Origin of the sequence: Sporolactobacillus sp. CQH2019, from assembly GCF_028765345.1 — a bacterium.
Classification (GTDB): domain Bacteria; phylum Bacillota; class Bacilli; order Bacillales; family Sporolactobacillaceae; genus Sporolactobacillus.
Genome location: NZ_JARAJZ010000018.1, coordinates 12630 through 38229, shown reverse-complemented (window position 1 = coordinate 38229; position 25600 = coordinate 12630). Strand labels below are relative to the sequence as shown.

Below are 25600 nucleotides of genomic sequence, written 5' to 3'. Positions count from 1 at the left end.
AAATTAATTGTAAATATATCTGTAGAAGAGGGCACTATGAAAAGCAGCAATGATACGAAACAAAGACTGATTGATGTCACAAGAAAAATGATTGATACCAATGGTGTTGATTCAGTTAGTATGCGCGACCTTGGAAAAGAAATGAATTTATCCAGAAGTGCGGTCTATGTATATTTTAAAAATAAAGATGATTTACTTGCAGCCATTGTGACTGAAAATTTTAATACGATAAAAACTTGCATTTGCAAATTGATTGAAGAAATAGACGATTCCCGAAAACTTGTTTATGAAATTTTATGTACCTTTTATGATTTTGGAATAAAGAACCAGGATCATTATCCCTTGATGTTCCGCAGACAGTGGAATAAGGAACAATATCCCAACCTGCACACTTCAGCTTTTCAATTGTTTTCAATTTTTGAAGAATGTTTAGAAAAAGCTCGGGAACAAAAATGCACGATAAATAAATCTGCGAGACAATTAACAGCAATGGCATCTGCATTTATTTTCGGACTGGTTGAACTTAATTCTGCCGGGCATCTGGAATCTAAGAAGGGATTAGCTGATCCAACCGGTTTAATTCATTTATTTGTAGATTTGATCTTTATTTAAGTTTGAATAACTCATGATAATCACAGGCGTAATTGCGGAACCGGGTGGTTATTAAATTTTTATCATTACAGGCACCTTCAATTTATCCTCATTTGCTTATACTGAACTACCCATGCACGATTATTCATATTCCATTTTACCCAGACAAAGAAGGCGTTCTAATATAAAGTGTGACTGTGGAAAAAATGAACAGAAAATGTCGGAACGTGATCTTGAAAATCTTTTAAAGAGTGTTTATGGACAGGGGAGAAATCTATCATATGACGAGAGTCTATCTGTTAGAATGAAGTTTCGTTGTATTTAAAAAATTCCATCGGTCATCTTTTCGACGGAATTTTTGTTAAATCAGTGTATTTTATGAAAAAGTTAGGCGCGCGATTTAGCCTAAACTACTGTTTCCCTATACCAATAGTAAATCTATATATTTGGCACTCGCGATATTGTATACGTATCATAAAATCTCATACTTCATTGGCTGTTTCCTTTTTTGCCCAACCATTGCAATCAAAGTCCCGTTTTAAGAAGGCACGCATCTGTGCATGGTCAGGCATTGTGTTCTATTTTATATTTGCCAAATAATAAACCGCTGCTTTATTTAGAAAATAGGTGTAACCCGCTTGCTGTTTTTCAAGCATATTTCTGTGAAATCTGTCAACGATGAAAAATTCTGTCTGGTTTAAAAAGACCTGCGGTGTTGCCGGCTGCCCTTTCTTTTCTAAGAAAGATAAATGTTCTTTTACACGATCCAAGACCTTTGGATCATTTGCGGCGCCCCCTTCTTGTAAGAACTGAATCATATCTTTATTAAATGATTGTGCTTCCATGGCGGAGTCGTTCATTGACTCTACATCCATTTTTTGATTGGATAAGTCAAAATCATATTCTTTTTTCAAATATTCATTTTGATCTTTTAAGGCCTCCTGCCATTCTTCTTCGGTTTCAAAACCTTTAAACAGGTTTTCCATATCTAAATCGACTCCTTTTTTGGCACTCTTGATCGAGGCATTGATTGTCTTGATCAATCCTTTAAATCGATCAATTTTTTGTTCTAATAAATGTTTTTGCTGAATCAGCGTATTCTCTCTGTCAATTTCACTGCCTAATAATTGTTTAATTTCTTTGAGTGGAAAGTCCAGTTCTTTATAGAAAAGAATTTGCTGCAATCGTTCTAAATCTTTTTTCCCGTATAAACGGTAGCCTGCTTCTGTCGTTTGCTCCGGAACTAAAAGACCTAGTTTGTGATAGTGGTGCAGTGTCTTGACTGTTGTATGGGACAGCTCTGCGACTTCATGAACGGTGTACATTTTTTCCTCCTTTCGTTGTTCTCTATACTAAAGTATCTTCTAAGGTAAGAGTCAACACATGTATTTCATTTTTTTCTTTAAAAATTGTAAGTGAATTTACAAAAGAACACAGCGATAAAAAGACTGATCCGATCATGAATGGCATCTGGTTGTTCTCGATCTGGTGCCTCCCAAAATGAACGGATAATTTTGAGCGTCACATTTTTTATCCCGCTCGCTTTTTGTCTGATCTATGACCGAAAATCGGAGTGCACAGCGATTCTTAAAAGTAAAGCGGATGAAGAGCCGGGGCCGTTTAGAACTTAGTTTTTAAACTGAAACAATTGACAATGACCGACCGTTCGGTTATTATTGCACTATGAAAAATAGAGATAAGAATAAATTACAAATGATTCGCAATGCAGTTTTTAGCTTGACGTCAACGAATGATCTGGTCAATTTGTCCATCAGTAAAATTGCAGCGGCAGCCGGAATATCCAAATCAACAGTATATGTCTATTTTAAAGATAAAGAGGAACTGCTTTCTAAAACCTATATGTATGTAAAGGATTTGATGGATGAAGGTATTGCCGAAGTTGAAGCGGAGCATCCCGATTTAGATGAACGCATCGGCGCCTTCATTTGCCACTTTGTTCGGCGTTACCAGCGTTACCCTAAAGAAGCAAAGTTTATGGAGGCGGTCCTGACCAATCCAAGTGTGGTCAGTGAAGAAGCACATCAATATGCGGAAACGACGGCTGCGCCTATTTATCGAACTTTTGAAGAAATTATCAAAAATCCGCACTTTGTTAGAGCGCCGGCATATGTCTATGCGGCTTTCTTTTCATTACCTATGAAGGTGGCACAGATGAATGAAACGCTGACAGATTCGGAAATCGAATCTATGATTCATATGGTATTGAGAGCAATGAAGGTGCAAGAATAAGTCAATGGTTCACAAAAACGCAGCCATGCGTTTTTTAATAAAATTAAAAATGACCGATCGTTCGGTCATTATAAAGGAGCTTTGAAGATGACAAATGAAAAGAAAGTGGTGCTTATTACGGGCGCTTCATCAGGCATGGGGCATGAAAGCGCAAAATATTTTTATGATCACGGCTGGATTGTTTATGCGGGTGCCAGACGAACGCAGCGTATGAAAGATCTGCAGGAACTTGGCATTCATACCCATCGACTGGATGTTACGGACAATGAATCAAATAAAAGCTTTGTCGAGGCGGCAATAAAAGAACAGGGCCGAATAGATGTGCTGATCAATAATGCAGGTTATGGCGAGTATGGGCCGCTTGAAGAAGTTAGTCTTGAAAATGTCAAATATCAATTTGATGTCAATTTATTTGCAGCCAGTGAGCTGTCTAAACTCGTTCTGCCGCTGATGAGAAGACAAAAATTCGGACGTATTATCAATGTGACTTCTATTGGAGAAAATGTTTATATGCCACTCGGCGGATGGTACCATGCAACTAAGGCGGCACTGGGTATTTGGTCGGATGTACTCGATATGGAGATCCGGCAATTTGGTCTCCGGAGCATTGTGATTCAACCTGGAGGTACTCAGTCTGAGTGGGGAGAAATAGCGATACAGAATGCGGAAAAAAATTTAATGGCCGATTCACCGTACAAGAAGCTCGTGCAGGTCATCAAAAAAGTCCTGACTTCTCATGAGATAACAACTACTTCTCTCGATCTGGCAAAAGTTTTCTATAAGGCTGCGACGGACGCCCATCCCTCAAGAAGATATTACCGCTCATTAACAGATAGAATCGGAGTATGGATTGCAAGAAATCATCCGTCTCTTTGGCGCTTTGGAATGAGGACAATGATGGATCGAATGAGCCGATAAGGAGGATGGGAAAATGGCGGGGCCCCAACTGAATTTAACCCTGTTTAAGCCTCCCCGGCTCATTTGAAATCCCGGTAAATCAGCGTTCTGTCTGTTAACCATGTTGACTGCAAAAGGGCGGGAATAATTATAGAATTAAATTTGAGGCAGATACGCCGGCCTCACAGTATTTTAAAATAAGTTAATGAGTAAAATAGATATATTTTCCCCGCCCAAATCCGACCAGGATGAGTGATCCGGCGGGGCTGTTTTTTGCTTTAATGGCACTGAAGCTTTGATTCCGCGCACTGCCGTGCCGATTTCCCGCTCAATAACGCTGATTTTTCTTTGCTGACGTCGCCTTCTCACGGCTGATTTACTTTTTCATCCGGCCGTATCGTTTTCCGCTCCAATTGCTTTTTCTCCCGGATTACCCCATTCGCCATCCGTGCGTCGCAAGATCCATGTCGCGTTTCTTCATATCGGAGACATATGGGTTGCCCTTGACAAAAAAACGGTACGGAGCAAACGTACTGTTGCCGCGCCGGCTGACGCCGATTCGGGCAGAGGCGGCAATTTCCGCCGGTTGCCGTCCGCCGTTCAGCGCGATGTGCAGCGGCGCCGTGCCCATTGATTCCAGATTCAGCGACCTGTCGCGGATGCCGAAGGCTTGTGTCAGCCGGCCCGGCCCGCTTGTCAGTGCAAAGCCGGTTTTTCCCCGGTTTTGTTCCATGATTGCCCGGCCGTGCTCCGGCTCGGCGGCACGGATCAGGATGCCTTGCGGCGTGCCCGGATTTTGTGTGATCACGTTCAGCATCATATAGCCGCGCAGCGTAAAAATGTAAATCGTTGCCGGCGGGCCGTACAGTGCTTCGTTAGCAGCCGTGCGCCGGCCTTTGTAAGCATGTGCCGTTGAGTCTTTCTCGCCGAGGTAAGCCTCCACTTCAACGAGGTAGCCGCTGAGGAGTCCCTGCGGGCTGCGATAGACGAGCCGTTTGCCTAAGATCGCCCGGGCAATCTCCTCTGTCGGCCGATGGTTGAAAAAGTCACTGTAGCGCGCTGTTTCTGATTGATCGATCATCTTTATCCGCCTCATGAGTATTTATTCATTTTTCATCTTAGCACAGAAACCGGCGGAGCGTCGAAAATGCCGGGGAAGTGCCTGGCACTGTTTTTCCAAATGTGCCGATATACTGAATAGATTCTAAACTCATGATTTCTTGCAAATTTGAAAACACATTTTTAAATTTCCAATTGCTTTTTACCGGCTGAATCGAATGATTTACACGCTGGCGCCGCTGAACTGGGCTTTATACAGTTCGGCATAGAAGCCTCCTTTGGCAAGCAATTCCGGATGGGTTCCCTGTTCGATAACAGAGCCGCGGTTCATCACCAAAATGGATTTTGCGTCACGGATTGTGGACAGCCGGTGCGCGATGACAAAGTTGGTACGTCCTCTCATGAGTGCGGTCATAGCCTTTTGAATCAGCATTTCGGTCCGGGTGTCGACGGAGCTTGTTGCCTCGTCAAGAATGAGGACGACCGGATCGGCGAGAATGGCGCGTGCAATGGTCAGCAATTGTTTTTCTCCCTGTGAAATATTTGAAGCCTCTTCATTGATCATCGTTTGATAGCCTTCTGGAAGACTGCGGATAAAGTGGTTGGCATGGGCTGCCTTTGCGGCATTGACAACTTCGTCGTGAGTGGCATTCTCGCGCCCATATTTGATATTGTCTTCAATCGATCCCTGAAACAGCCATGTATCCTGAAGCACCATTCCGAACAGTGTGCGCAGGTCGCCGCGCCTTATTTTGCGCAGGTCTACGCCGTCGAAGCTGATTTTGCCGCCGTTGATTTCATAAAAGCGCATCAGAAGGTTCACAAGTGTGGTTTTCCCGGCACCGGTCGGCCCGACGATCGCAACGGTTTCACCTGCTTTGATCGTGAGATTCATGTCTTCAATCAATGGCTTGCCTTCATCGTACCGGAAGCGGACGTGTTCAAACTGAATATTGCCGTGCGGTTCTGTGATGAGTTCCGCATTTTCCGGATCAGGTGTTTCCTCTTTGGCATCGAGGACTTCAAAGATACGCTCGGCACAGGCGGCAGTCGATTGGATAATATTAAGAATACCGGCTACCTGAGTAATCGGCTGGCTGAACTGGCGCGCATACTGGATAAATGCCGTGATATCTCCAATACCCATCCAGCTTCTGGTGGCAAAGATACCGCCGACAACGCAAACCAGTACGTAACCGATATTGGTGATAAAATTCATGGCGGGCAGCGTCAGGCCGGAAAGAAATTGTGCCTTCCAATTTGCCGTGTTGAGTTCTCGATTCATGGTCTCGAACCGGGCGATGGATTGATCTTCGTGTCCGAATGCTTTGACAACTTTATGTCCGGCATACATTTCCGATGTATGGCTGCTGAGTCTGCCGATGATTTGCTGCTGCGCGGCGAAGTAACCCTGAGAACGTTTGGCAATGCCGCCTGCAGCCAATAGATAGAGCGGCAGTGTGCCAAGGATGATCAGCGTCAGCAGCGGGCTGATCGTCAGCATCATGACGATAAAACCGATCAGCTGAAAGACTGACTGAATGATTTGCGTCAGGCTCTGCTGCAGCGTTGTGGAAATAGTATCCACATCGTTGGTCATCCGGCTTAAAATATCGCCTTTTTGATGAGAATCGAAATAGCGCAGCGGGAGCTTTGCCAACTTGCGGTTCACGTCGCGACGCAGCTGACGGACCACTTTTTGCGAAAGGGAGACCATCTTGAATTGCATGATAAAAGTAAAAATGTCGCTCAGAAGATAAACGGACAGCATAATCAGCAGCAGCCGGCCAATCACACCGAATGGGATCTGTCCGCCCGTTTCACGGATATCCTTGATTGCGGTAGTTATGTTCTTTTGCGAGGGTTCGCCGTTTTTCTTTCCTTGTGAAATTGTCCGGCTCAATTCATACAGCTTCTGAAAAGTGTCGGCTTTTTCATTTGCATCTTTGATCCTTTCAACGTCGGGATATTCTACAAACTGCTGCATAGCGGAGAATTGTTTTTCTGTCAGGCCGCTGCTTTTTAAAAACGCGTCTCTTTCGCCTGGCGATGAATACTGCTTCCATTGTGCGAGAAGGCTGTTGATACGTTGGTCGGCAGCGGCCTGTGATACGGCCTCTTTATGAACGGCCGTTTTTGCAATAAATCCATCGGCCAGCCGATCGACCGCAAGGCCGCTGATTTTTGGCGCTGCAACGGCGGAAACGGCTGCAATGATCGTACAAATCATGACGATTGTGAGATGGAGCCGTTGGGGCCTAAGGTAGCCGGCCAGGCGTTTGGCGGTTTTCAAAAAATCGGTCCTATTGAACTTCTTCTTCATGCCAGCTCCTCCTTTGAAAACTGGGAGGATACGATATCCTGATAAACCCGGCAGTTCTTAATCAGTTCCTGATGCGTTCCCATACCGGCGACAGCTCCGTTATCCAGCACAATAATCCGGTCTGCATTCATGACTGTCCCGACACGCTGGGCAACGATGAAGACAGTCGCATTTCCTACTTCTTTTTGCAGAGCAGTACGCAGCGCAGCCTCTGTTTTAAATCCAATGCAGAGAAACTATCGTCGAAAACATAGATTTCCGGGCGGCGTACCAAGGCGCGGGCGATTGAAAGACGCTGCCTCTGGCCGCCCGAAAGATTGCGGCCGCCTTCGGAGAGCAAGGCGCTGTAACTGTTTTCTGTCTCCGTGATAAAGTCCGCCGCCTGTGCAATTTTGGCGGCATGTTCCAGCTCTTCGGCTGTTGCATTTTCTCTCCCGTAACGAAGATTGTCGGCGACGGTCCCGCTGAAGAGTGCCGCAGTCTGCGGTATATAACCGATTCTGGCCCGCAGTTCCTTTTGCGTCGTCGTCTTTATATTGATACCGTCAACCAGTATTTCACCTTCACTCACGTCGTAAAAACGCAGAATCAGATCGACGAGGGTCGATTTCCCGCTGCCGGTGCCCCCGATAATAGCTGTGGTTTCCCCGGGCTTTGCCAGAAAATTGATGTCTCTGACAGCCGGTTGTTCGGCTCCGGGATAGCGAAACGTGACATTCCGGAATTCCACGACTCCTTTCAGAGGGCCTGCTGTCTTCGCTGAAGCCGGGTCGAGTATCTCCGGCTTGGTTTCGAGTACCTGCGAGATGCGCTGAGCGGCGGCCTGGGCACGGGGGAGGAAAACAAACATAATGGAAAACATGACAAAGTTTGAGAAGATCAGCACGGCATACTGCAGAAAGGCTGTCAGGGCGCCGATATTGATTTCGCCGCTGTTTACCCGGATGCTCCCAAACCACAGGATACACAACACAATAGTATTGATCGCAAGCATGAAGGCGGGCAGCAGGAAGGCCATAATCCGGTTGGCCTTGATATAAGTGGCAGTTAAGTCGGCATTGGCGTGATCGAAATGTCTATTTTCATAGCCTGTTCGATTGAACGCCCGGATCACCCGAATGCCTGCCAGATTTTCATCCATCACGAGGTTCACCTTATCCAGGTTTTTCTGAACCCGCTTAAATACAGGCATCGCCATCCCCATTAAGAGGGCAATCAATGCAACCAATACGGGAAGCGCCGCGGCGAAAATCAAGGTCAGTCCTTTGTCCTGACGATAGGCAAGGATGATCCCGCCGACTGCTGTCAGCGGTGCGCGGAGCATCATGTTGAGCATTAGAATTGTAAAAGTCTGAATTTGAATAATGTCGTTTGTCGTGCGGGTGGTCAGCGTAGAAGCGCCGAACTTGTCGAATTCGTGCATGGAGAACCTCTCCACCCAGCGAAAGACACGGCTTCGCAAAATGCTGCCAAGATCGGCTGATACGTGCGCACTCAAAAAGCTCGCTATGACGGCACAAAGGATTCCGATTCCCGCAATGAGCAGCATCACTGCGCCGGAACGCAGAATATAGGGAATATTTTCTTCCATGATTCCATTGTTGATAATGGAAGACATGAGAGTAGGCAGATAGAGATCACATATCACCTGGGCGAAAATGAGAACAATCAGGATGCAGACTTGCGGGACGCGGTTGCGCAGATTTTGAAACATCTTAAGCATGAGGCCGCCTCCGAGTAGGATCCTGATCGCGGGTACTGCCGCTTAGTCGATCCTTTTTCCGGCAAATGTCTTCGGGATGAATTCCGTTTTGCTGTAAATAGAGATTGAATGCCTTGACTAAAAAATCCTCGATCGGTTTTTGAATGCCTTTCGTGCTCTCCGGCCAATTGTCGAGATCCTGCCCGGCTGAGAACAGTGTCTGAAACATGTCCGGATCGCCGGAAGCAAAATCACAAACCAGATTCCACCACTGTTTTGCAAGATCCTGACCTTCTTTTCCGGCCGGGTCGGCCCCTTTGCGGTAAAGAATGTCAAGCTGTGAAAAGACCGCATTTGCGGCACCCTGTTTTTCCGTATTTTCCAGCATGCGGCTGTTTATTTTTTTGAGCTGCTCGTCATTGAAATAATGGATGACAAAGGAATACGGATTTCCTTGATTCATCAGCTTCAGTATGGTTATCAGTTTATCCATACTGATTTTTTTTCCGGATTTTGTCTCTGAAATCACTAAATCCAATGTTTCAATAATCCTGTTTAAATTTCGGACTTTTCCGATCAGGACTTCGCGTTGTCCCTCCATGACCTTTTCTAAATCGACGGAACTCCCCTGTTTGAGAATCTTGCCGCCGATTTCTTCGAGTGAAAAGCCCAGTGATTTCAAAAACAGAATTTGCTGCAATTTTAGCAGATCGTCGAGATTATAGACTCTTTTATGGCTGTCGTTATATGCTGAACGGAGCAGGTTTGTCTGATCATAATATTGAAGCGTCCTGACAGTGACGCCGACTAGGTTTGCCAGCTCGCCCACTGTAAACACGCGCTCTTCTTCGTTTTCCATCTTCGCTCACCTCGTGGATTATCCTAGCACACGACGCTGCGTCGTCAGCAACAGGCATTTTAAAGTTATCGTGAACGAAACCGGCCGCTGGCCGCAGATCTGTGGTCTGATTTGGCGTAAAAGGATATCGCAAAAATCAATGTTCCATTTGGTGAAACAGCGGAGAAACAGCCTGCCGGCATAATGCGTGTACATTTTAGAGGGGTGTTCTTTTTGACGTAATGCTCGTTTCCTTGCCGATCGCGACAGGATCCTTAATTGTTCTTTGAATCGTGTGTGTGTTGAAACGCTTATGCGGCGATATAAAAATGACCGGACATTCGGTCGCAGACGGGGGAAAACGATTGAAAATGATATATATTTAAATTTTCTGACATTAAAAACCGTACTTAATGCATATGTTCAGATACAGCCTGATCGGATTTGCTCTGAGCGCATCGGAGGGCCGGTTTAACGTCATGAATCCGGTCTCAGCCCTTTGATGATAAACGATGTACAATAACGGATTTCTTCATTAATGTTCAGTGATTCCAGACCGATCAGGATTTTGCCGAAATATCCAAGTATCGGCATAAGCAAATATTCGGCGATATAGTCGTAAGGCCAGTCGGCAATTTCGCCGGTCGCCTGCAGATGGGCAACGCTTGGCTGCATCTGCGCGCGCAACGCTTTGCCGAAAATTGTTTTGACTTCAGCGAGCATGACCGGATCGTAAAGTGCTTCTCCCAGTATAATGCGCAGTTCACGCTGATTATCCTCAATAAAATGCAGGCGATTGCTGACAATGTTATGGACAAATTCATCAAGCGTATCATAGGGGCGGCTAAATGTGTCGGTTATAAACTCCTGAACAGCTGCCGGCAACGCGGAACCAAACAGCGGTGCCAGCACAGCCATCAACAGCTCATGTTTATTCTGAAATCGTTTGAAAATAGTTCCCTGGGCCACCCCGGCACGTTCAGCCAGATCGCTTGTTGAGGTTCGCTCAAATCCTTTTTCGGAAAATAGTTCAAGACTGGCCTGCAAAACGCGCTTCTGTTTATCGCTTAATTGCTTGTTTTCCTCCAGTGATTTTTTGTAGAAATCAAGAAAGCGTGTGGATCCTTTATCACTCATATCGGTCATCCCTTCAGACGGGCTTTTTATGGTCATCTTAACAAGCTGATTCATGAAGTTCAATGTTTTTTAAAATATTTCATTCACCTTTTGAAGCGTTTATTGATTTCGTCAGGCGCGGAATCTGTCATGCCGATTGTTTTATTGACCAATGATTTTTCCATGGTATATTAAGGATTGAATTATGAGTATATACTCACTCGCTGATAGAAATCATTAATAAGGAGTGTCAGCCATGCAATGAGATAAATGGTTTCGCAATCGTTTCATCTGGATAAGCAGGATTGTGGTCCTGGTAATTGTGCTTTTCTTTGCGGGTCTCACAATTCCTGGCTTCAGCAGGCTGCCGGATCACACGAAGGATATTCTTGTCTCCATTGTCAATCAGGACCGGCAGTCGTTAAATCACTAAAAGAACATTTGCCGTTTAATCAAATTCAAACAGATCAGACACTGGATGAAAGCAACTTCGAACTGAACCGGGCAGCATCGCTATGATCATTGTTATACCATCGGATTTCTCAGCAAAAATACAGGCCGGCAGTTAACCGCAAATGAAGTTCTATGTAAATGACAGCAATGGGCTTGTGCTTAACAATATGACCAAATCGGTGGAATCAAGTTGCCGCAACAGTTAAAAGTCAGATCATTTCCAATAAATCTGCCGGCATGTTCGAAGAATCATAGCAGCGTTGAAGCGCTTTTCATGTGTAAAAAAGAATTAAAAAGCAGCGGCACCGGCTTATCTAACCAATAACCGCGGCAGGCCCGAGATATGTATTCCATGATTTCACCGGCCTTGGAGTGCACTCTAAATCAATCTTTTGAGACGGAAATAAAAGCGTGTGAACCTTCTTCGGTATTATAAAAAGCAATTTTCAAATCAACAATGTTGAGATTTTTTTTTAGATCGCTGATTTGCCTCAGGATATTTTCACGATGTGCCTTCATGATCTTTTTTCGCATCTCGACGGTTTCCGGTCCCTGCATGCACAAATTGATGTATCGTCTGATTTCCTTGATGGACATGCCTGTATTTTTCAAACAACAAATAAGTTTGACAAGATCGAGATCCGCTTCAGAAAATTCCCTTCTTCTGTTTTTACCGCGGGAGATGAACGGAAGAAGCCCTTCTTTATCGTAAAATCGGATGGTATAAGGTGACAAGTCACAGATTTTTGCTACTTGATTAATGGAATACATGTGTATTTTCTCCCTTAATAAAGTATCGGTTCTTGACTTAGATATAAATCTAAGTGCTAGTATCAGTATATGCCACAGATGGTCACTATTCAAATGGCAAATAAATGCGACGGGGAGAATCGATCATGAACGATGGTACCAAAATTGCACTGGTAACGGGCGGAAGCCGCGGACTCGGCAAAAGTACGGCTTTAGCGCTGGCTAAAAAGGGTGTGGATGTGATTGTCACCTATAACAGTCAGAAAGAAAAAGCGGATGCCGTTGTGGACGAAATAGAAAACAGCGGCCGCAAAGCGGCTGCGTTGCAGCTTGACGTCGGCGAGACAGCGCTGCATCATACATTTGCCGCTCAGCTGTCAGAAGTTTTGAAGAGCATTTGGAATCGCGGCCGTTTTGATTTTCTGATAAATAATGCGGGATTTGCTTACAATGCACCATTCGCTGAAACAACGGAGGAACAGTTTGACAGCATGATGCGTGTGCACTTTAAAGGTGTGTACTTTTTGACCCAGAACTTGCTTCCTCAGCTTGTCGATCATGGCCGAATCATTAACTTTTCTTCAGGTCTCGCGCGTTTTACGACACCGGGATGGAGCGCTTATGCGGCAATGAAAGGCGCTGTTGAAGTCATGACGCGCTATATGGCTAAAGAATTGGGGCCGAGAGGCATTCGTGTCAATACGGTAGCCCCCGGCATCATCGACACCGATTTCCATCACGGAGCGCTGGATGCTGTTCCTGGCATCAAAGAACAGATCGGGACACAGATAACGCTCGGCAGAATCGGCCGGCCCGACGATATCGGCGGCATCGTGGCGTCGCTTTGCCGCGACGAAATGGGATGGATTACCGGAGAACGAATCGAGGCTTCCGGCGGTATGTTCCTTTAACTGACGGCTTTCTCGCTTAACCGGCGTATGTATTGTGACTTTGGACACTAGTAACCATAAAACGTCTGATCCCTTTCTAAATTAAGGGTTTCGGACGTTTTTGCTGTTGTGACTCAGCAATTTTTTGGATATAATGGGTTGAAAGTTGATTTCAAGATACTGGGGAATAAATGGGGAAAGAACAATCATTGATTCCTTTATTTTTAAAACATGTAGCGGTTGACAAACCGGGTGTACCTGCTGACGGCCGATAACCCATGTAGACCAATAAACAACTTCTAACGGTCGATAAACCGGACGGACGAACGACCGATAAACGGCTAGCGGCCTGCCATGGCCGATAATGAACTGAAATCCGATCCATACAACGGGGCCCTCCGCCAGTATCGCCCCGAAAAAAGGATGAATCGCCCTAAAACAGCGAACAATCGCCCGAAAATGGCCTCGAATCGCCCTGTTCCGGCGGAGTATCGCCCCGTCAAGAGTTTATCGCCCCGAAAAAAGGATGAATCGCCCTAAAACAGCGAACAATCGCCCGAAAATGGTTGCGATTCGCCCTGTTCCGACGGAGTATCGCCCCGTTAAGAGTTTATCGCCCCGAAAAAAGAAAGAATCGCCCTAAAACAGCGAACAATCGCCCGAAAATGGTCTCGAATCGCCCTGTTCCGGCGGAGTATCGCTCCGTCGAGAGTTTATCGCCCCGAAAAAAGGATGAATCGCCCGAAAGCAGCGAGCTATCGCCCTGAATTGGCCTCGAATCGCCCTATTCCGGCGAAGTATCGCCCTGTCAAGAGTTTATCGCCCTGAAAAAAGAAAGAATCGCCCTATTCCGGCGGAGTATCGCCCCGTCAAGAGTTTATCGCCCCAAAAAAGGATGAATCGCCGTTCGCATGAACATTCAGAGCCATAGACTGCCGCTCTTGCAAACCGGCCGTGTTTCAGAAAAATCGACAGCGTTTTCACGCTGCGGCCCGACTGGATACATGAGTTGGGGGGATAATCATTAATATTAAAAATACATGATCCCGCTTGCTTATAAGATTGTCACCGTCCAAACCTTATTTGCCCTGTTTCAGCGCCCTTAACTTGTTCGATATGCCGGCAATCAGCGGGCTATTACTTCTGATAAACTCAAATTTTTGTACCTACCAATTACCGGGCCGAATTAAAGTGTTAAAAAAGAAGCTGAGTCATTCAGCTTCCAAGGGTGTTGCTGCTCCATTTAGTTATCTGGCGAATAAGCCGGGAGAAACATTCGGATCAGATTAAAATTCCGACATAATAGTGAATAAACATCGTGATAATGCCTATGATGACATTGCGAATAATGGCTTTCTTTATAAAACCGCGTCCGAGCCTGGCACTCATATAACCTGTCAGCGCCACAGAGAGAACGACGGCTATTATCGTTCCCGGCCATTGCTCATTCGCCGGCAGAAAGGTGACGGCCAGCAGAGGCAGGCAGCCGCCTAGTCCCGCGGAAAACAGAGAAGCCAGGGCGGCAAACCACGGATTCACGTAATGTCCTAAATGAATATTGTGTTTTACGTTTACGACGGTTTGCAATGGGTTCTGTTTCATCAATTGCCGGGCGATGGCCGTTGCCGTCGCCGGAGTGACGCCTTTGTCCTGGTAATAATTGGTCACATGCTGCAATTGATATTCATAATTTGTACCGATCAAAGCCTGTTCATGGGTTACGACCGCTTTTTCCGTGTCTTTCTGTGTGCTGACCGATGCATACTCGCCGGCGGCCATGGAAAAGGCACAGGCGATCAGATCGGACAGGCCGGCAATAAAAAGCGTAAAGTGGTTGGTCGTTGCTGCTCCCACGCTGAACAGCACGCCGACGACGGTCAGGATGCCGTCATTGGAGCCGAGTACTCCCGCTCTCAAGGTGTTCAGTTTTTCTTCCATTGTCTGTGTTTTTCCTGTTTTTTTAAATATCATTAACCGATCCTCCCGTCTTAAGCAAACAGACTTCCGATAAAATAGGTGGCCAGCATCGTCAATAATCCTGCAAAGGTGTTGCGGATGATACCCCGCATTTTGTTTGCGTTCCCTAAAGCTGCGGCGCTGTAACCGGTCAGGATCAGGGCAAAAACAACGGTCAATACCGTTCCGGCAATTCTCCATTGGGCCGGAAACAGGGTGATCGCGGCCAGCGGCAGTAAGGCACCTGAGGTAAAAGAGAGCATGGAGGCCAGTGCGGCTGCGAAAGGACTTGTAAATTCATTCGGATCAAAGCCGTACTTTTCGCGAACAACGGTAACCAATGGATCTTTAGCCATCATCTCCTGAGCTGCTTTTTCGGATAGTTCGGAAGAGATGCCGGATGCCATTAATTTGTTTGAGATAAATTGATATTGTTGATCGTAATCTGTTTTCAATAATTGAGTTTCTTCAATCGTCGCCTTTTGCTGTGCATCTTTCTGCGAATGAACGGAAACGTATTCGCCCATGGCCATCGAAATATTTCCCGCAAGCAGCCCGCCGATACCGGAAATAAAAATAGCGAAATGATTGCTTGTCGCACCGGCAACTCCTAAGACGATTCCTGCTACTGAAATAATTCCATCGTTTGCTCCCATCACGCTTGCCCGGAGCACATTGATTTTCTGTGCCAGCGAAAACTTTTTAGTTATTTTGTTTATCTGAAAGATGTTTTTTATTTTCTGTAACCAGTTTTTTTTAGGTTCAACAGTTGATTCATAAGGTTCATTAGCGGAAATAACAGTCATTTGCACTTTCTCCCTCCCAAAGATATATAGATACTTGGAATCTATCAATAAACAAGTTTCCACAGCATGCAGAAACCCGTAATTTGCGTCAGAATCAATAGTTGCATTAATCATGATTTGAATTGATTTTAAACATCGAATTATCATAAATGATAATGACAATCAAATACATTTGGATGCTTATTGAATAGTCAAAACCACAATTGGTGCTTTAATATAGCTCTATTACAACGAAATGATGATCCTTTGAATCTAAGATATTATGTGATAGTCATTGTTACAAATTATATTAATATCTATCTGATAAATATAATAATATAATATTAATTATAAAAAAGCAAGCCTGAATATCGTCAAAATCCGGTCAAAAAAATCGCCGGAAAGTGGATCGAAAATGAGCGGTCGCGTCGGAGTTCGAAAAAATCGCACCAAGTTGTTGGCAAGCCGTTCTGAAATTCAAAGTGAATATGCTGAGTCAGCATGACAAAAAAGTTCATCTATTTCATAATTTGTCAGCTTTTTACTTCTATCGGTTTTATGCAATGAACGTATGCAACTGGGACAGAGCTTACAGATAATCCCGAGATCTCTGTCAAAGCCGATCCTGAGAAATTATTCAATACAATCAAACCGACTGAAAAATGATCTGCGGCCACGCTTAGAACAGTACAAATCTGTGTCCTTCCGTTGAATTTGAAAAAATAATTTGTCTGCGGATATGGCAGCCCCTCCAGTCCAATATCTGAACACTCCGGAGGGCCGACCATAAAATTGTAAATAAGGTCATGAGAAAGGCATATCCTTGCTGCTCAAATTATTTTTATAAGCATTTCTGTTGCCGGCCACCTATAAACAGGGTAAACTCAATTACGCAGTCGACCGCAAACCACAATTATATTCCGAAGGAGATGTTAGGAGTGACTGAGTTATGGAGCCCGATAACTGTTGGGAAACTGAAATTATCCCATCGCTTGGCAATGGCACCGATGGCGCGGAGCCGGGCGTTTCCTGATGGTACACCGGGAGATCTGAGCGCTGAATATTACGGACAGCGCGCTTCACTGGGGTTGCTGATTAGTGAAGGGACCCAGCCCTCCGATGATGGTCAGGGCTATCCGAACACCCCGGGGATTTATACGGAAAAGCATGTGGACGGATGGCGCAGGGTCACCGATCGGGTACATGCTGATGGCGGACACTTGTTCATTCAGTTAATGCATGCGGGAAGAATGGCCCACAATACGCCGCATCATCGGCAGCCGGTTGCTCCGTCAGCTATTGCTCCCGGCGTTAAAATGTTTACATCTCATGGGATGGCCGATATCCCGGCCCCCAGGGCATTGGGTCGGGAAGAAATAGAAAAAACGGTCGGCGATTTTAGAATCGCGGCACGGGCGGCAATTAAAGCAGGTGCCGACGGCGTAGAGATACATGGAGCGAACGGATATCTCATTCATCAGTTCTTTGGTGTAAACTCTAATCTGCGCAGCGATGAGTATGGCGGTTCCTTTGAAAACCGCGCAAGGTTTGCGATTGAAGTCGCCGACGCAGTGGCGGATGAGATCGGAGCAGACCGTACGGGATTCCGTATTTCTCCGGGCGTGCCGCTCGGAGGAATTAATGACGGGCAGAGCGGGCCGAAACTGTATCGTTATCTTGCAGCAGAGTTAGGAAAGTTGAATCTGGCTTATATTCATATGGTGCACGCCGGAAACGATGAATTGCTCCGGGATATCCGCACCATCTGGCCGAATGCCCTTTTGGTAAACCGTCCAGGCCGTCCATTGAAAAATATTGCAGCGGACATTGACGCCGGACTTGCCGACGTAGCCCCTGTAGGTACGTGGGCTCTAGCCAATCCGGATCTGATCGATCGGCTGAAGCGCAATGCCCCGCTGAACGAACCGGACAAAACGACATTTTATGGCGGCGGCAGTCACGGTTATACAGATTATCCGACATTGAAAGGAAAAAGTTGAAAATAAAAAAATTGAAAAGTCGGGAATGATTATGAAAAAGGATCGGAAAACTTCGAATGCGAATGATTATGAAGAACATTTAAGCGTTGCGGACAAATATCCTGTCAGTTTCGCAATTTTCGCGCTTTCCCGGTCGCATCGGGCCCTGGCTGCCCGGATGATCCGGAAAGCAGGCCTATTCCCCGGGCAGGAAATCATGCTCATGCAGTTGTGGGATCGGGATGGGCAGTCCCAGAACTGTCTGGGCCGGACTTTATGCCTCGACCACTCAACCGTTGCAAAATCCGTCTGCAGACTGGAAGCCGCCGGACTTGTTGTCCGTCATCGTTCGGAGAAAGACGGCCGGGTGACTCTTGTATCACTGACCCGGGCCGGACGCGATTTGAAAGAAAAGGTTCTGGGCTTTTGGAGCGATCTGGAAAGCATAACAACGGAAGGCCTGACTGAACGGGAAAAGACGGTGCTTGTCGATCTGTCACGGAAGATTGGGTCCAGGATAGAGCGTTCACTCGGGTGCAATCATGACGATAATAAGCAAAGGAGCGAATCAGATGCCGGAATTATCGATGCAGGCCGTTCAGGTACATGAATACGGCGGTGATGAAGTCCTGCAGCTGGAGAAAATCAAACGTCCGCAGCCGTCAGCCGAAGAGATTCTTGTCAAAATCCATTATGCATCGGTACTGCCTCTTGACTGAAAAATCCGCAATGGATGGTTGCATGATTTTTTTCCAAAGACGTTTCCTTATACACCCGGTTCCGCAATATCCGGCATTGTTGAGGCGGCAGGTGCCGATGCTGCCGATTTCCGTAAGGGAGACCGGGTATTGGGGAGCGTTGACGGCGCTTTTGCCGAATATGGTCTGGCGAAAGCGAATGAATGGGTTCCAATTCCGGAAAATCTGAGCTTTGAAGCCGCCGCATCCGTTAAAGGAGGCGCCGATTCAGCCTGGAAGGCCTTGTTTTCGGAGGGCGAATTGAAATCCGGGCAGACCGTGCTCATTCATGCTGCGGCAGGCGGATCGGGCCAATATGCGGCCCGGTTAGCAAAATGGAAGGGCGCCGAAGTGATCGGTACGGCCTCTGCCGCTCATCTGGATTTCGTAAAGGAGTTAGGCGCCGATCAGGTCATCGATGATACAACGACGTCTTTCGAAACATCCGTTAAAGATGTTGATCTGGTCATTGATCTGGCTGGCGGAGACACGGAAAGCCGATCATGGCCTGTTCTGAAAAGAGGCGGGACGCTGGTTTCTTTGGTCCGGCCGCCGAAAGTGCTGAAAAATACGGAGTTACAGCAAAATTCAATACCGGCGTTCCGATTCGCAGCAATCTGGAAACCATCGTCCGCTTAATTGCCGACGGGGACGTTAAAGCCCGCCATCGATTCCGTGGTTTATCTCTTCAATAAAATAAAAGAGGCTTTTGCTAAAAACGAGGAACGTCATAACCGCGGAAGAAGATTATTACGTATCGATTCCCTTTAAATATCTTCTGTAACTTCTCATTAGATAAAAACGCGATCCGATATATATTATATGTCGGGATCGTGTTTTTTTTATGATCCGAGAATTGCAACCATGGCTTGAGCCGGGGTATGTTACTTGAATCGAGAAATGGTTAACCACAGAAATTGAATCAAAAGGCTTTACTCTGCAGGCACAACCTGTGTATCCAGAGCGATCACGGACAAGACTAAGCGAGTATTCCCTTAATGGCAGCTGGTTTTTTTGTCTTTTTCGTATAAAATATAATCTTCGCGGGATTGGCTAAGCGGATGAGCGAACGCCGAAAAATTTCAGACGGCGGGGGAAACGGAACAGCGGTTCCTCCGGCGCCGCAACCGGCAGTTGCGGGCCGGCGCTCCGGTAAGTGTCTTTACTTTCGGGCTTATGATCGGTCATACTGGCAAACGAAGGGGGGCGGACAATATGGAACTTTCAAAGCGGATAAAAAGTGAACGTGAAAAACAGAGGATCTCACAGGACCGATTAGCCGAGCAGCTGCACGTATCAAGACAAGCGGTTTCTAAGTGGGAGACGGGTCAAAGCTATCCGGATCTGGAAAAATTAGTTCAGCTGTCCGAAATTTTTAAAATCACACTGGATGAATTGGTAAAAGGAGACAAGAATCTTGAAAAAAAACTGATAAAGGATGGGAAAAATAAAATGTCCGGTTTAGCGATTCTCGGTTTTGTTCTAGTTGCTTCAGCGGTTCTTACTATTATTTGGGGCGGATCCTTGTACCCGGTCAATTTGCTGAACAGTGATTTTATGTCTTTTCTAGTAGGCGGGCTCGTTTTATTGTTTCTCGGCACGATATCGATTCACATCGCGCCGATCTGGCTGCCGCTATTATTATCTACCTGATTGGTTTCGCGATGCCGCCGGCCGTGACGCTGATCGGCATTATAGTCACGCTGGGATTCGGCTGGTGGCTGACCACATTGATCCTCAAATGAACAGTAACGGATAAGAAAGATTATAATAAAACTCAAAACTCAGTGTGAAGTTCCAATCTTATCGAGAAGGTGATCGAATGCTCAAACTAATCGAATTAACTCCCGATCTTGAAGCGGCTTATGAGGATTACGTGTCGGAATGGAAAGATTGCGATGAAGAAATCATCCCGAGAGGATCGGCGAAAGGAACGATCCCCTATAAACATTTTTTAAGAGAACTGAATGAAGCAAAAACGGATCATGTTCGTAAACAAGGCTGGGTTCCGGCAACTTTATATTTTTTAACGGACGAAAAAAATCGCTTATACGGTGCTCTGCAGCTGCGTCATGAATTGAATCCGTTTTTATCCGGCTTCGGAGGCCACATCGGTTACGGCATTCGTCCCTCGGAACGCCGCAAAGGATACGCCGCGAAGATGCTGGCTTTGGCACTTGATAAGGCACGTGCGCTCCATTTAAAGCGTGTGCTCCTTACTTGTGACAAGAACAATACAGGCTCCGCCAAGACAATTATCAATAATGGCGGCGTTCTTGAAAATGAGGTCGATCACTCGGAACGGACGACTCAGCGTTATTGGATTGATCTTTAATCCTTCAATCATGTAGGCTTGCTTTAATGCAGTATTCTTTATCCGCAATGATTCACTTTGGCTGCACAGGGCGTGTTTTACCGCGCCATCCTGAAATAACCGATAAAAGAAGACGGCCCGGATGTATGATTTCTGGACCGTCCCATCAATATTATTGGGAAGTATAAAAATTTAAAAGATCACTGTGTAAGCGGCGACTATGAATGCCGCGCCCTGCGGTTTGTTTGCCAGGAGCCTGCCCCGGTTGTCCTTCCGGCTTCGTCTAAAACTTTGCCGATTGGGCGGTGCTTTTTAATAAAATCAGGGCCAATGTGGCCGTGTTTAACTTAGCAGGACATGTTTTGAGATTCATTTCTGAGATGCCGGGCCGGTTTGTGACGATTTTCTTTCGCATCCCATTTTCCTCCGATCGCCGGAATTATATAGAGAAACCCATTCAGGTGCCCCGTAATGAGGTATAATGAGAGAAATCATTTGCGAAGCGACGACTGTTTCGCATAGACCCGGGCCCCGGGGGACGCATTGATGATAAGAATACTTTTACTTAGAGACGACTGCTGGGAATCGTTGAACAATGGTCAGCCGGCCGGATGGCCTCTTCTAACGCCATAGATAGAGTCTCCGTTTATCAGGAGAACATGCTTTTTCTATTAATTACACCCTCGCCCTGAAGCTTCCTCATCGGCTTTGGCGAACAGCCGTCGCATGATCATCATCTTGTTCCGCTATTATTTTTAAAAAATATAATTCCGATGTATGCCGTTTGTGAAATAGAAACAGCACAGCAGAGGGTTGATCATGCCTTATGGGGAAAATTATGGAATGAAATTATTTTTAGAAATCCCGGCTTAAGAGGATCGAAAGGATGGCTCGAGCAGAGATTTGCCAAGTAAAATAATCAATGTTCAGTTGCTCACTGCAAAGCCGGCGGATACTTAACTCCTGAATCTCCTGATTTCCGCAGCTCTGTTTCAAAAGTTCTTTATCCAATTTCCTTGATATACATGAGGTCAGTGAAAATACATAGACAAGTGTCAGGCAGAATCAGCAGTCATGAATATTGGCCGGCTGATTTTAATGATTGATGATGAGAGAAGGGATCCCGGTGCTTCTATCGGTCGCAATTCATGAGGCGGGGTACGATGTCGGCAGTCCCATATTAAAAGATATCCATTTTTCGGTCAATGAAGGCGAGCTGGTCGGACTGATCGGTCCGAACGGCGCGGGCAAAAGCACAACCATCAAATCGATTCTCGGCACCGTCAAAAACATTAAGGGAAGCTGTCAGGCCGCTGATTACGCCTACATTCCGGAGCGCCCGCTGCTCTATGAACGGATGACGCTCTGGGAGTACATTGAATTTTTGCTGACGACGCTGGATACCGATGAGAAAACCTATATGGATCTCGCCCATAAGCTTCTGGAACGTTTCCAGCTGTCTCATGTCATTCATCAGTATCCGGAAAATTTTTCGAAAGGCATGCAGCAAAAGGTAATGCTGATTCTGGCATTTCTGCGGCAGGCCAGACTGTACATCGTGGATGAACCTTTTATGGGCCTTGATCCGAGGGCGGTGAAACGGCTGCTTCAGTCGCTCCGGCTGGCAAAAGACGGCGGGGCAGGCATCCTGATGTCGACTCATGTTCTCGATACGGCGGAAAGAATCTGCGACCGCTTCGTCCTCATTTCCCGGGGACAGGTGATTTTTCAAGGGACATTGGCAGAAATCAGAACACGCAGCGGTTTAAAGGACGGATCGCTGCTCGACTGTTTTGATGTGCTGACGGAGGAAGAATCCGATGTCGGGAAATAGGCTGTTTTGGCGCAGATTTATCAGCGAATGCCGGTATCAGCGGCAAGTGATCCACACGGTTCTGGACTGGTCGGTCATGCTTTATATCGCGATTCCGGCTGCGGCCATCATTCCGTTCGTATACGCCGATGTCTGGCGAAACATTCACATCTACTGGGATGCCCGCATCCCATTTTCGATCGTGCTGATTCTTCTCCTGGTTCTTTCGGGTTTCGGAAACATCAGAACCTATCTTCTGGATGCCGATCTGCTCTTCCTGATTCAGAGAAGGAAGGTGATCGCTCAGTTAAAACGCGACGGCTTTTTAAACTCGCTGTTCTTTCTTCTTCTGACTGAATCCATTTTGATGCTTGCTGCTCTGCCGGTGCTCGTCGGCATTGACCGGTTTACGATGCTGCAAATACTCGGCATGTTTTTAATGCTCAGTGCGTTTAAACTGACCGTCATGACCATCAAAAAATCAGTCGATCACGTTGTCATCCGCTGGCTGCTTCGCTTCATCAGTTTTAGTGCGGCAGGGCTGGTACTGATTCATGTGTCTTTTTTATTATCGGCCGTTTTCGGCGCAATCGTCTGGGTGCTGATGCTCTGGCTGAATGTGCGCCGGTTTTCAAGAATAAATCTCTGGATACAGGATCTTGATACGGAGTATGACGCGCATACACGCCTGATCCGGCTGATCTTACGCTACAGCAATGAGGTCCCGAAACAGCGGCCGGAGAACAGCCGGAAGCCGGTATTGTTTTTTCGCAAGTCGGGAAGAATTTTTAAACAGCGCAGCGAAGAAAACGGTTTGCTCGAGTTTCTTCTTAAATCGGTGCTGCGCAGTAAAAACCGCCTTTCTCTGTACTATAAACTGATCGGTGCCACCTGCCTGGCGGCACTGCTTCTTCCGCTCTGGCTAAAATGGGCGCTCTATGTTCTGTTTATCTGGTTTATTAATAAATGGCTGGGTATCTTGTTCCGTGATATGGCGGTGAATGATTTTTTCGTTCTGGTGCCTTATCAGCCTGAAAGTGCGGAACAGGCCTGCCTCCGCTTTCAACGATGGCTGTCCATTCCGCCGGACATTTTGGTCGGTTTGATCACCGTCATTTTAACGATGGTTGCTCTCGGGTAGCTGAAATGCGGATCAGATGACGGGATCCGGCATGCTGCGTAAGCAGTCAAGACCATGCACCATGACCTCCTGATGCTCTATAATAAAGGAAAATGTTCTGTGCAGAGACAATGCCGCCGTTATTCATAACTTCGTTCTCAATGGATTCCCGTTTTGTCTGGAAGCCCGCTTAAAGAGGCTGGAGCCTAACCAGATAGATTGAAAAATCGTGCAGGAAAACATAGGTTCAGAAGACAAGTTTATTAAGAATAGATACTGCCGAAGCGAATTTAATGATCAGGTCATGGGCTTTAATTGTTTGTGTCTCTGTTGCCTGTTTTGATCGCAGGTTAGAAACACTTGCAATTGCTGGAGCGCCCAGAAGGGGAGATTGGCATGCGCAGAAAAAAGCAATTGAAAATGCATAAAGTCGGGCCGGAATACCTTGAACAGTATAACCAACTGCTGAGGTATGTTTTTCAAGTCACTGACCAGGAGCTGCATCAGATTGGATGGGAGGAAAAAGAGATCATCCGGGCAAAGTCGCCGGTTTTGGAGCAGGCAGATGTCTTTGGATGGTTTGACGGCGACAAGCTGATCTCGCAGGCAGCGATTTATCCATTGCAAGTGCGTATCTTCAACCGGACCTACGATATGGGAGGCCTTACCGGCGTCGGCACTTATCCCGAGTATTCCAACCAGGGTTTAATGCACAAGTTGTTGTATCAAGCTCTGGAACACATGAGAAAACGGAATCAGTCAATATCTTATTTGTATCCGTATTCCATCCCTTACTATCGCAGAAAAGGCTGGGAAATCATTTCCGATAAAATTTCCTACGAAATTAATGATTATCAACTGCCGAAGAACAGGCAGGTGCCCGGCGAAGTCGAACGTGTCGATGCAGAAAGCGAGCAAGTGAAAAAAACTTATGAGCGGTTCGCCATGCAGACCCATGGTGCGATGCTGCGCAATGATCTAGCCTGGAATGAGTATTGGCTGTGGGACTCGGACGACCTGATGGCAGCTGTATATTACAATGATAACGGACTGCCGGACGGCTACGTCCTTTATTGGATTGCCGATGAGGTCTTTCATATTAAAGACATGATCTTCATCAATGAACAAGCCCGCAGCGGACTCTGGAATTTTATCAGCGCGCATTTTTCAATGATTTCAAAGGTCGTCGGCAATACCTATACGGATGAACCTTTGTCATTTTTATTGGAGGATGCGGACATTAAGGAAACGATCTCTCCTTATTACATGGCACGCATTGTCGATCTGAAGCAGTTTATTGCCCAATATCCCTTTAAACCGGATACGGCAGACCGGGAATGGACGTTCACGCTGGATGATCCGCTGCTTTCATGGAACCAGGGCGTTTTCACATTGCGTATCACCGCTGAAGGGAAGGGCGAAGTTGTTCGTTCGTCGGAGCACAATCAGGATAAAATCGATATTCAGACCTTGACGACGATGCTGCTGGGCTACAAACGGCCGGACTATCTGCATAAGATCGGCCGTATTTCGTGCCGCCCTGAGACCGTGGATATGCTGGAGGATGCGATTGAGCAACAGACATCCTATTTCTCAGATTATTTTTAAACAGCAGGAGAGTGAAAAGCCCTCCGTAAAAAGGAACGGAGGATAACCTTTTTATGGCCGCTAGGAAAAAACGGAGAAATTAAAAAGGCTATTGTGTTTCCGGTTAAAATTTTTCCATTATGGTGTTGAAATTTATTGATTCTCTTTTTTTGCTCGTTCGTTCTGTTTTTATTCCATACAAAAAGCAGCGGCGCTCAATTGCCGGAGATCGGGGCAAGCAGGGCATCCGCTGAATAATCATTGCTTTTTTGATCGGGCCGCAGACGGACATTCAGCGGGGAAAGCGGTCTTTCAATATCCTTTCATCATTAAATCCCCCAATATTTGTTCTTCAGCCAGTGAATGATTTTGAAACATAACTCTGAAATTAGAGAGGGCGTCTCAAAGTCGAAACGTCGACTTATGAAACGCCTTCTTCT

23 protein-coding genes are annotated in these 25600 nt (G+C 46.2%); 13 read left to right on the top strand and 10 right to left on the bottom strand.

What is annotated here, in order from left to right; all coding sequences use genetic code 11:
* Positions 1-36: 36 nt before the first annotated feature.
* On the top strand, positions 37-612 hold the full coding sequence (locus OYT88_RS18930) for a TetR/AcrR family transcriptional regulator (protein WP_274401924.1): 576 nt from the start codon (positions 37-39) through the stop codon (positions 610-612).
* A gap of 557 nt (positions 613-1169) precedes the next feature.
* Here the strand turns inward: OYT88_RS18930 and OYT88_RS18925 are convergent.
* Positions 1170-1916: a MerR family transcriptional regulator gene (locus OYT88_RS18925; protein ID WP_274401923.1), complete on the bottom strand. Its 747-nt coding sequence runs from the start codon at positions 1914-1916 to the stop codon at positions 1170-1172.
* Positions 1917-2274: 358 nt separating this feature from the next.
* Between OYT88_RS18925 and OYT88_RS18920 the strand changes: the two genes are divergently transcribed.
* Positions 2275-2841, top strand: coding sequence for a TetR/AcrR family transcriptional regulator (locus OYT88_RS18920; RefSeq protein ID WP_274401922.1), 567 nt, complete (start codon positions 2275-2277; stop codon positions 2839-2841).
* Positions 2842-2928: 87 nt separating this feature from the next.
* Complete coding sequence (locus OYT88_RS18915) at positions 2929-3759, top strand: SDR family NAD(P)-dependent oxidoreductase (protein ID WP_274401921.1); 831 nt, start codon at positions 2929-2931, stop codon at positions 3757-3759.
* A gap of 409 nt (positions 3760-4168) precedes the next feature.
* Here OYT88_RS18915 and OYT88_RS18910 read toward each other — a convergent pair whose 3' ends face one another.
* The 7 genes from OYT88_RS18910 to OYT88_RS18885 all read right to left on the bottom strand — a co-directional run bounded on the left by OYT88_RS18910 (position 4169) and on the right by OYT88_RS18885 (position 12000).
* Positions 4169-4819 (bottom strand): DNA-3-methyladenine glycosylase, encoded by a 651-nt coding sequence (locus OYT88_RS18910; RefSeq protein ID WP_274401920.1) that lies wholly within the window; start codon positions 4817-4819, stop codon positions 4169-4171.
* Between the two features lie 201 nt (positions 4820-5020).
* Positions 5021-7120 carry an ABC transporter ATP-binding protein gene (locus OYT88_RS18905; protein ID WP_274401919.1) on the bottom strand — a complete coding sequence of 700 codons (2100 nt, stop codon included), beginning with the start codon at positions 7118-7120 and terminating at the stop codon, positions 5021-5023.
* Positions 7117-7251: a hypothetical protein gene (locus tag OYT88_RS20850; RefSeq protein ID WP_338000564.1), complete on the bottom strand. Its 135-nt coding sequence runs from the start codon at positions 7249-7251 to the stop codon at positions 7117-7119. The genes OYT88_RS18905 and OYT88_RS20850 overlap by 4 nt, the downstream gene beginning before the upstream one ends.
* A gap of 44 nt (positions 7252-7295) precedes the next feature.
* The gene (locus tag OYT88_RS18900) at positions 7296-8843 is read right to left on the bottom strand and encodes an ABC transporter ATP-binding protein (RefSeq protein WP_338000563.1); all 1548 of its coding nucleotides are present in this window, start codon (positions 8841-8843) and stop codon (positions 7296-7298) included.
* Positions 8836-9681, bottom strand: coding sequence for a MerR family transcriptional regulator (locus tag OYT88_RS18895; RefSeq protein WP_274401918.1), 846 nt, complete (start codon positions 9679-9681; stop codon positions 8836-8838). The genes OYT88_RS18900 and OYT88_RS18895 overlap by 8 nt, the downstream gene beginning before the upstream one ends.
* 456 nt (positions 9682-10137) lie before the next feature.
* Positions 10138-10797 carry a TetR/AcrR family transcriptional regulator gene (locus OYT88_RS18890; protein WP_274401917.1) on the bottom strand — a complete coding sequence of 220 codons (660 nt, stop codon included), beginning with the start codon at positions 10795-10797 and terminating at the stop codon, positions 10138-10140.
* An 816-nt stretch (positions 10798-11613) separates the two neighbouring features.
* Positions 11614-12000 carry a MerR family transcriptional regulator gene (locus OYT88_RS18885; RefSeq protein WP_274401916.1) on the bottom strand — a complete coding sequence of 129 codons (387 nt, stop codon included), beginning with the start codon at positions 11998-12000 and terminating at the stop codon, positions 11614-11616.
* Between the two features lie 125 nt (positions 12001-12125).
* Here OYT88_RS18885 and OYT88_RS18880 point away from each other — a divergent pair, with 125 nt between their 5' ends.
* Positions 12126-12890 carry an SDR family NAD(P)-dependent oxidoreductase gene (locus tag OYT88_RS18880; protein ID WP_274401915.1) on the top strand — a complete coding sequence of 255 codons (765 nt, stop codon included), beginning with the start codon at positions 12126-12128 and terminating at the stop codon, positions 12888-12890.
* 1260 nt (positions 12891-14150) lie between these two features.
* Here the strand turns inward: OYT88_RS18880 and OYT88_RS18875 are convergent.
* Positions 14151-14840 (bottom strand): VIT1/CCC1 transporter family protein, encoded by a 690-nt coding sequence (locus OYT88_RS18875; RefSeq protein ID WP_274401914.1) that lies wholly within the window; start codon positions 14838-14840, stop codon positions 14151-14153.
* Positions 14841-14857: 17 nt separating this feature from the next.
* Positions 14858-15631: a VIT1/CCC1 transporter family protein gene (locus OYT88_RS18870; protein ID WP_274401913.1), complete on the bottom strand. Its 774-nt coding sequence runs from the start codon at positions 15629-15631 to the stop codon at positions 14858-14860.
* Between the two features lie 917 nt (positions 15632-16548).
* Between OYT88_RS18870 and OYT88_RS18865 the strand changes: the two genes are divergently transcribed.
* From OYT88_RS18865 to OYT88_RS18825, 9 genes are all read left to right on the top strand, one after another.
* Positions 16549-17610 (top strand): alkene reductase, encoded by a 1062-nt coding sequence (locus OYT88_RS18865; RefSeq protein WP_274401912.1) that lies wholly within the window; start codon positions 16549-16551, stop codon positions 17608-17610.
* Between the two features lie 31 nt (positions 17611-17641).
* Positions 17642-18199, top strand: coding sequence for a MarR family winged helix-turn-helix transcriptional regulator (locus OYT88_RS18860; RefSeq protein ID WP_274401911.1), 558 nt, complete (start codon positions 17642-17644; stop codon positions 18197-18199).
* The gene (locus OYT88_RS18855; protein ID WP_274401910.1) at positions 18162-18308 is read left to right on the top strand and encodes a hypothetical protein; all 147 of its coding nucleotides are present in this window, start codon (positions 18162-18164) and stop codon (positions 18306-18308) included. The genes OYT88_RS18860 and OYT88_RS18855 overlap by 38 nt, the downstream gene beginning before the upstream one ends.
* Positions 18309-18326: 18 nt before the next feature.
* Positions 18327-18965, top strand: coding sequence for an NADP-dependent oxidoreductase (locus tag OYT88_RS18850; RefSeq protein WP_443217545.1), 639 nt, complete (start codon positions 18327-18329; stop codon positions 18963-18965).
* 576 nt (positions 18966-19541) lie between these two features.
* Positions 19542-19979, top strand: coding sequence for a helix-turn-helix domain-containing protein (locus OYT88_RS18845; protein WP_274401908.1), 438 nt, complete (start codon positions 19542-19544; stop codon positions 19977-19979).
* 169 nt (positions 19980-20148) lie between these two features.
* A complete protein-coding gene (locus tag OYT88_RS18840) occupies positions 20149-20661 on the top strand; it encodes a GNAT family N-acetyltransferase (protein ID WP_274401907.1) in 513 nt (170 codons plus the stop codon).
* A gap of 1105 nt (positions 20662-21766) precedes the next feature.
* A complete protein-coding gene (locus tag OYT88_RS18835; protein ID WP_274401906.1) occupies positions 21767-22474 on the top strand; it encodes an ABC transporter ATP-binding protein in 708 nt (235 codons plus the stop codon).
* On the top strand, positions 22461-23594 hold the full coding sequence (locus tag OYT88_RS18830; RefSeq protein ID WP_274401905.1) for an ABC transporter permease: 1134 nt from the start codon (positions 22461-22463) through the stop codon (positions 23592-23594). The genes OYT88_RS18835 and OYT88_RS18830 overlap by 14 nt, the downstream gene beginning before the upstream one ends.
* Positions 23595-23969: 375 nt before the next feature.
* Entirely contained in the window at positions 23970-25181 is a 1212-nt protein-coding gene (locus OYT88_RS18825; protein ID WP_274401904.1) for a GNAT family N-acetyltransferase, read from the top strand.
* Positions 25182-25600: the final 419 nt, after the last annotated feature.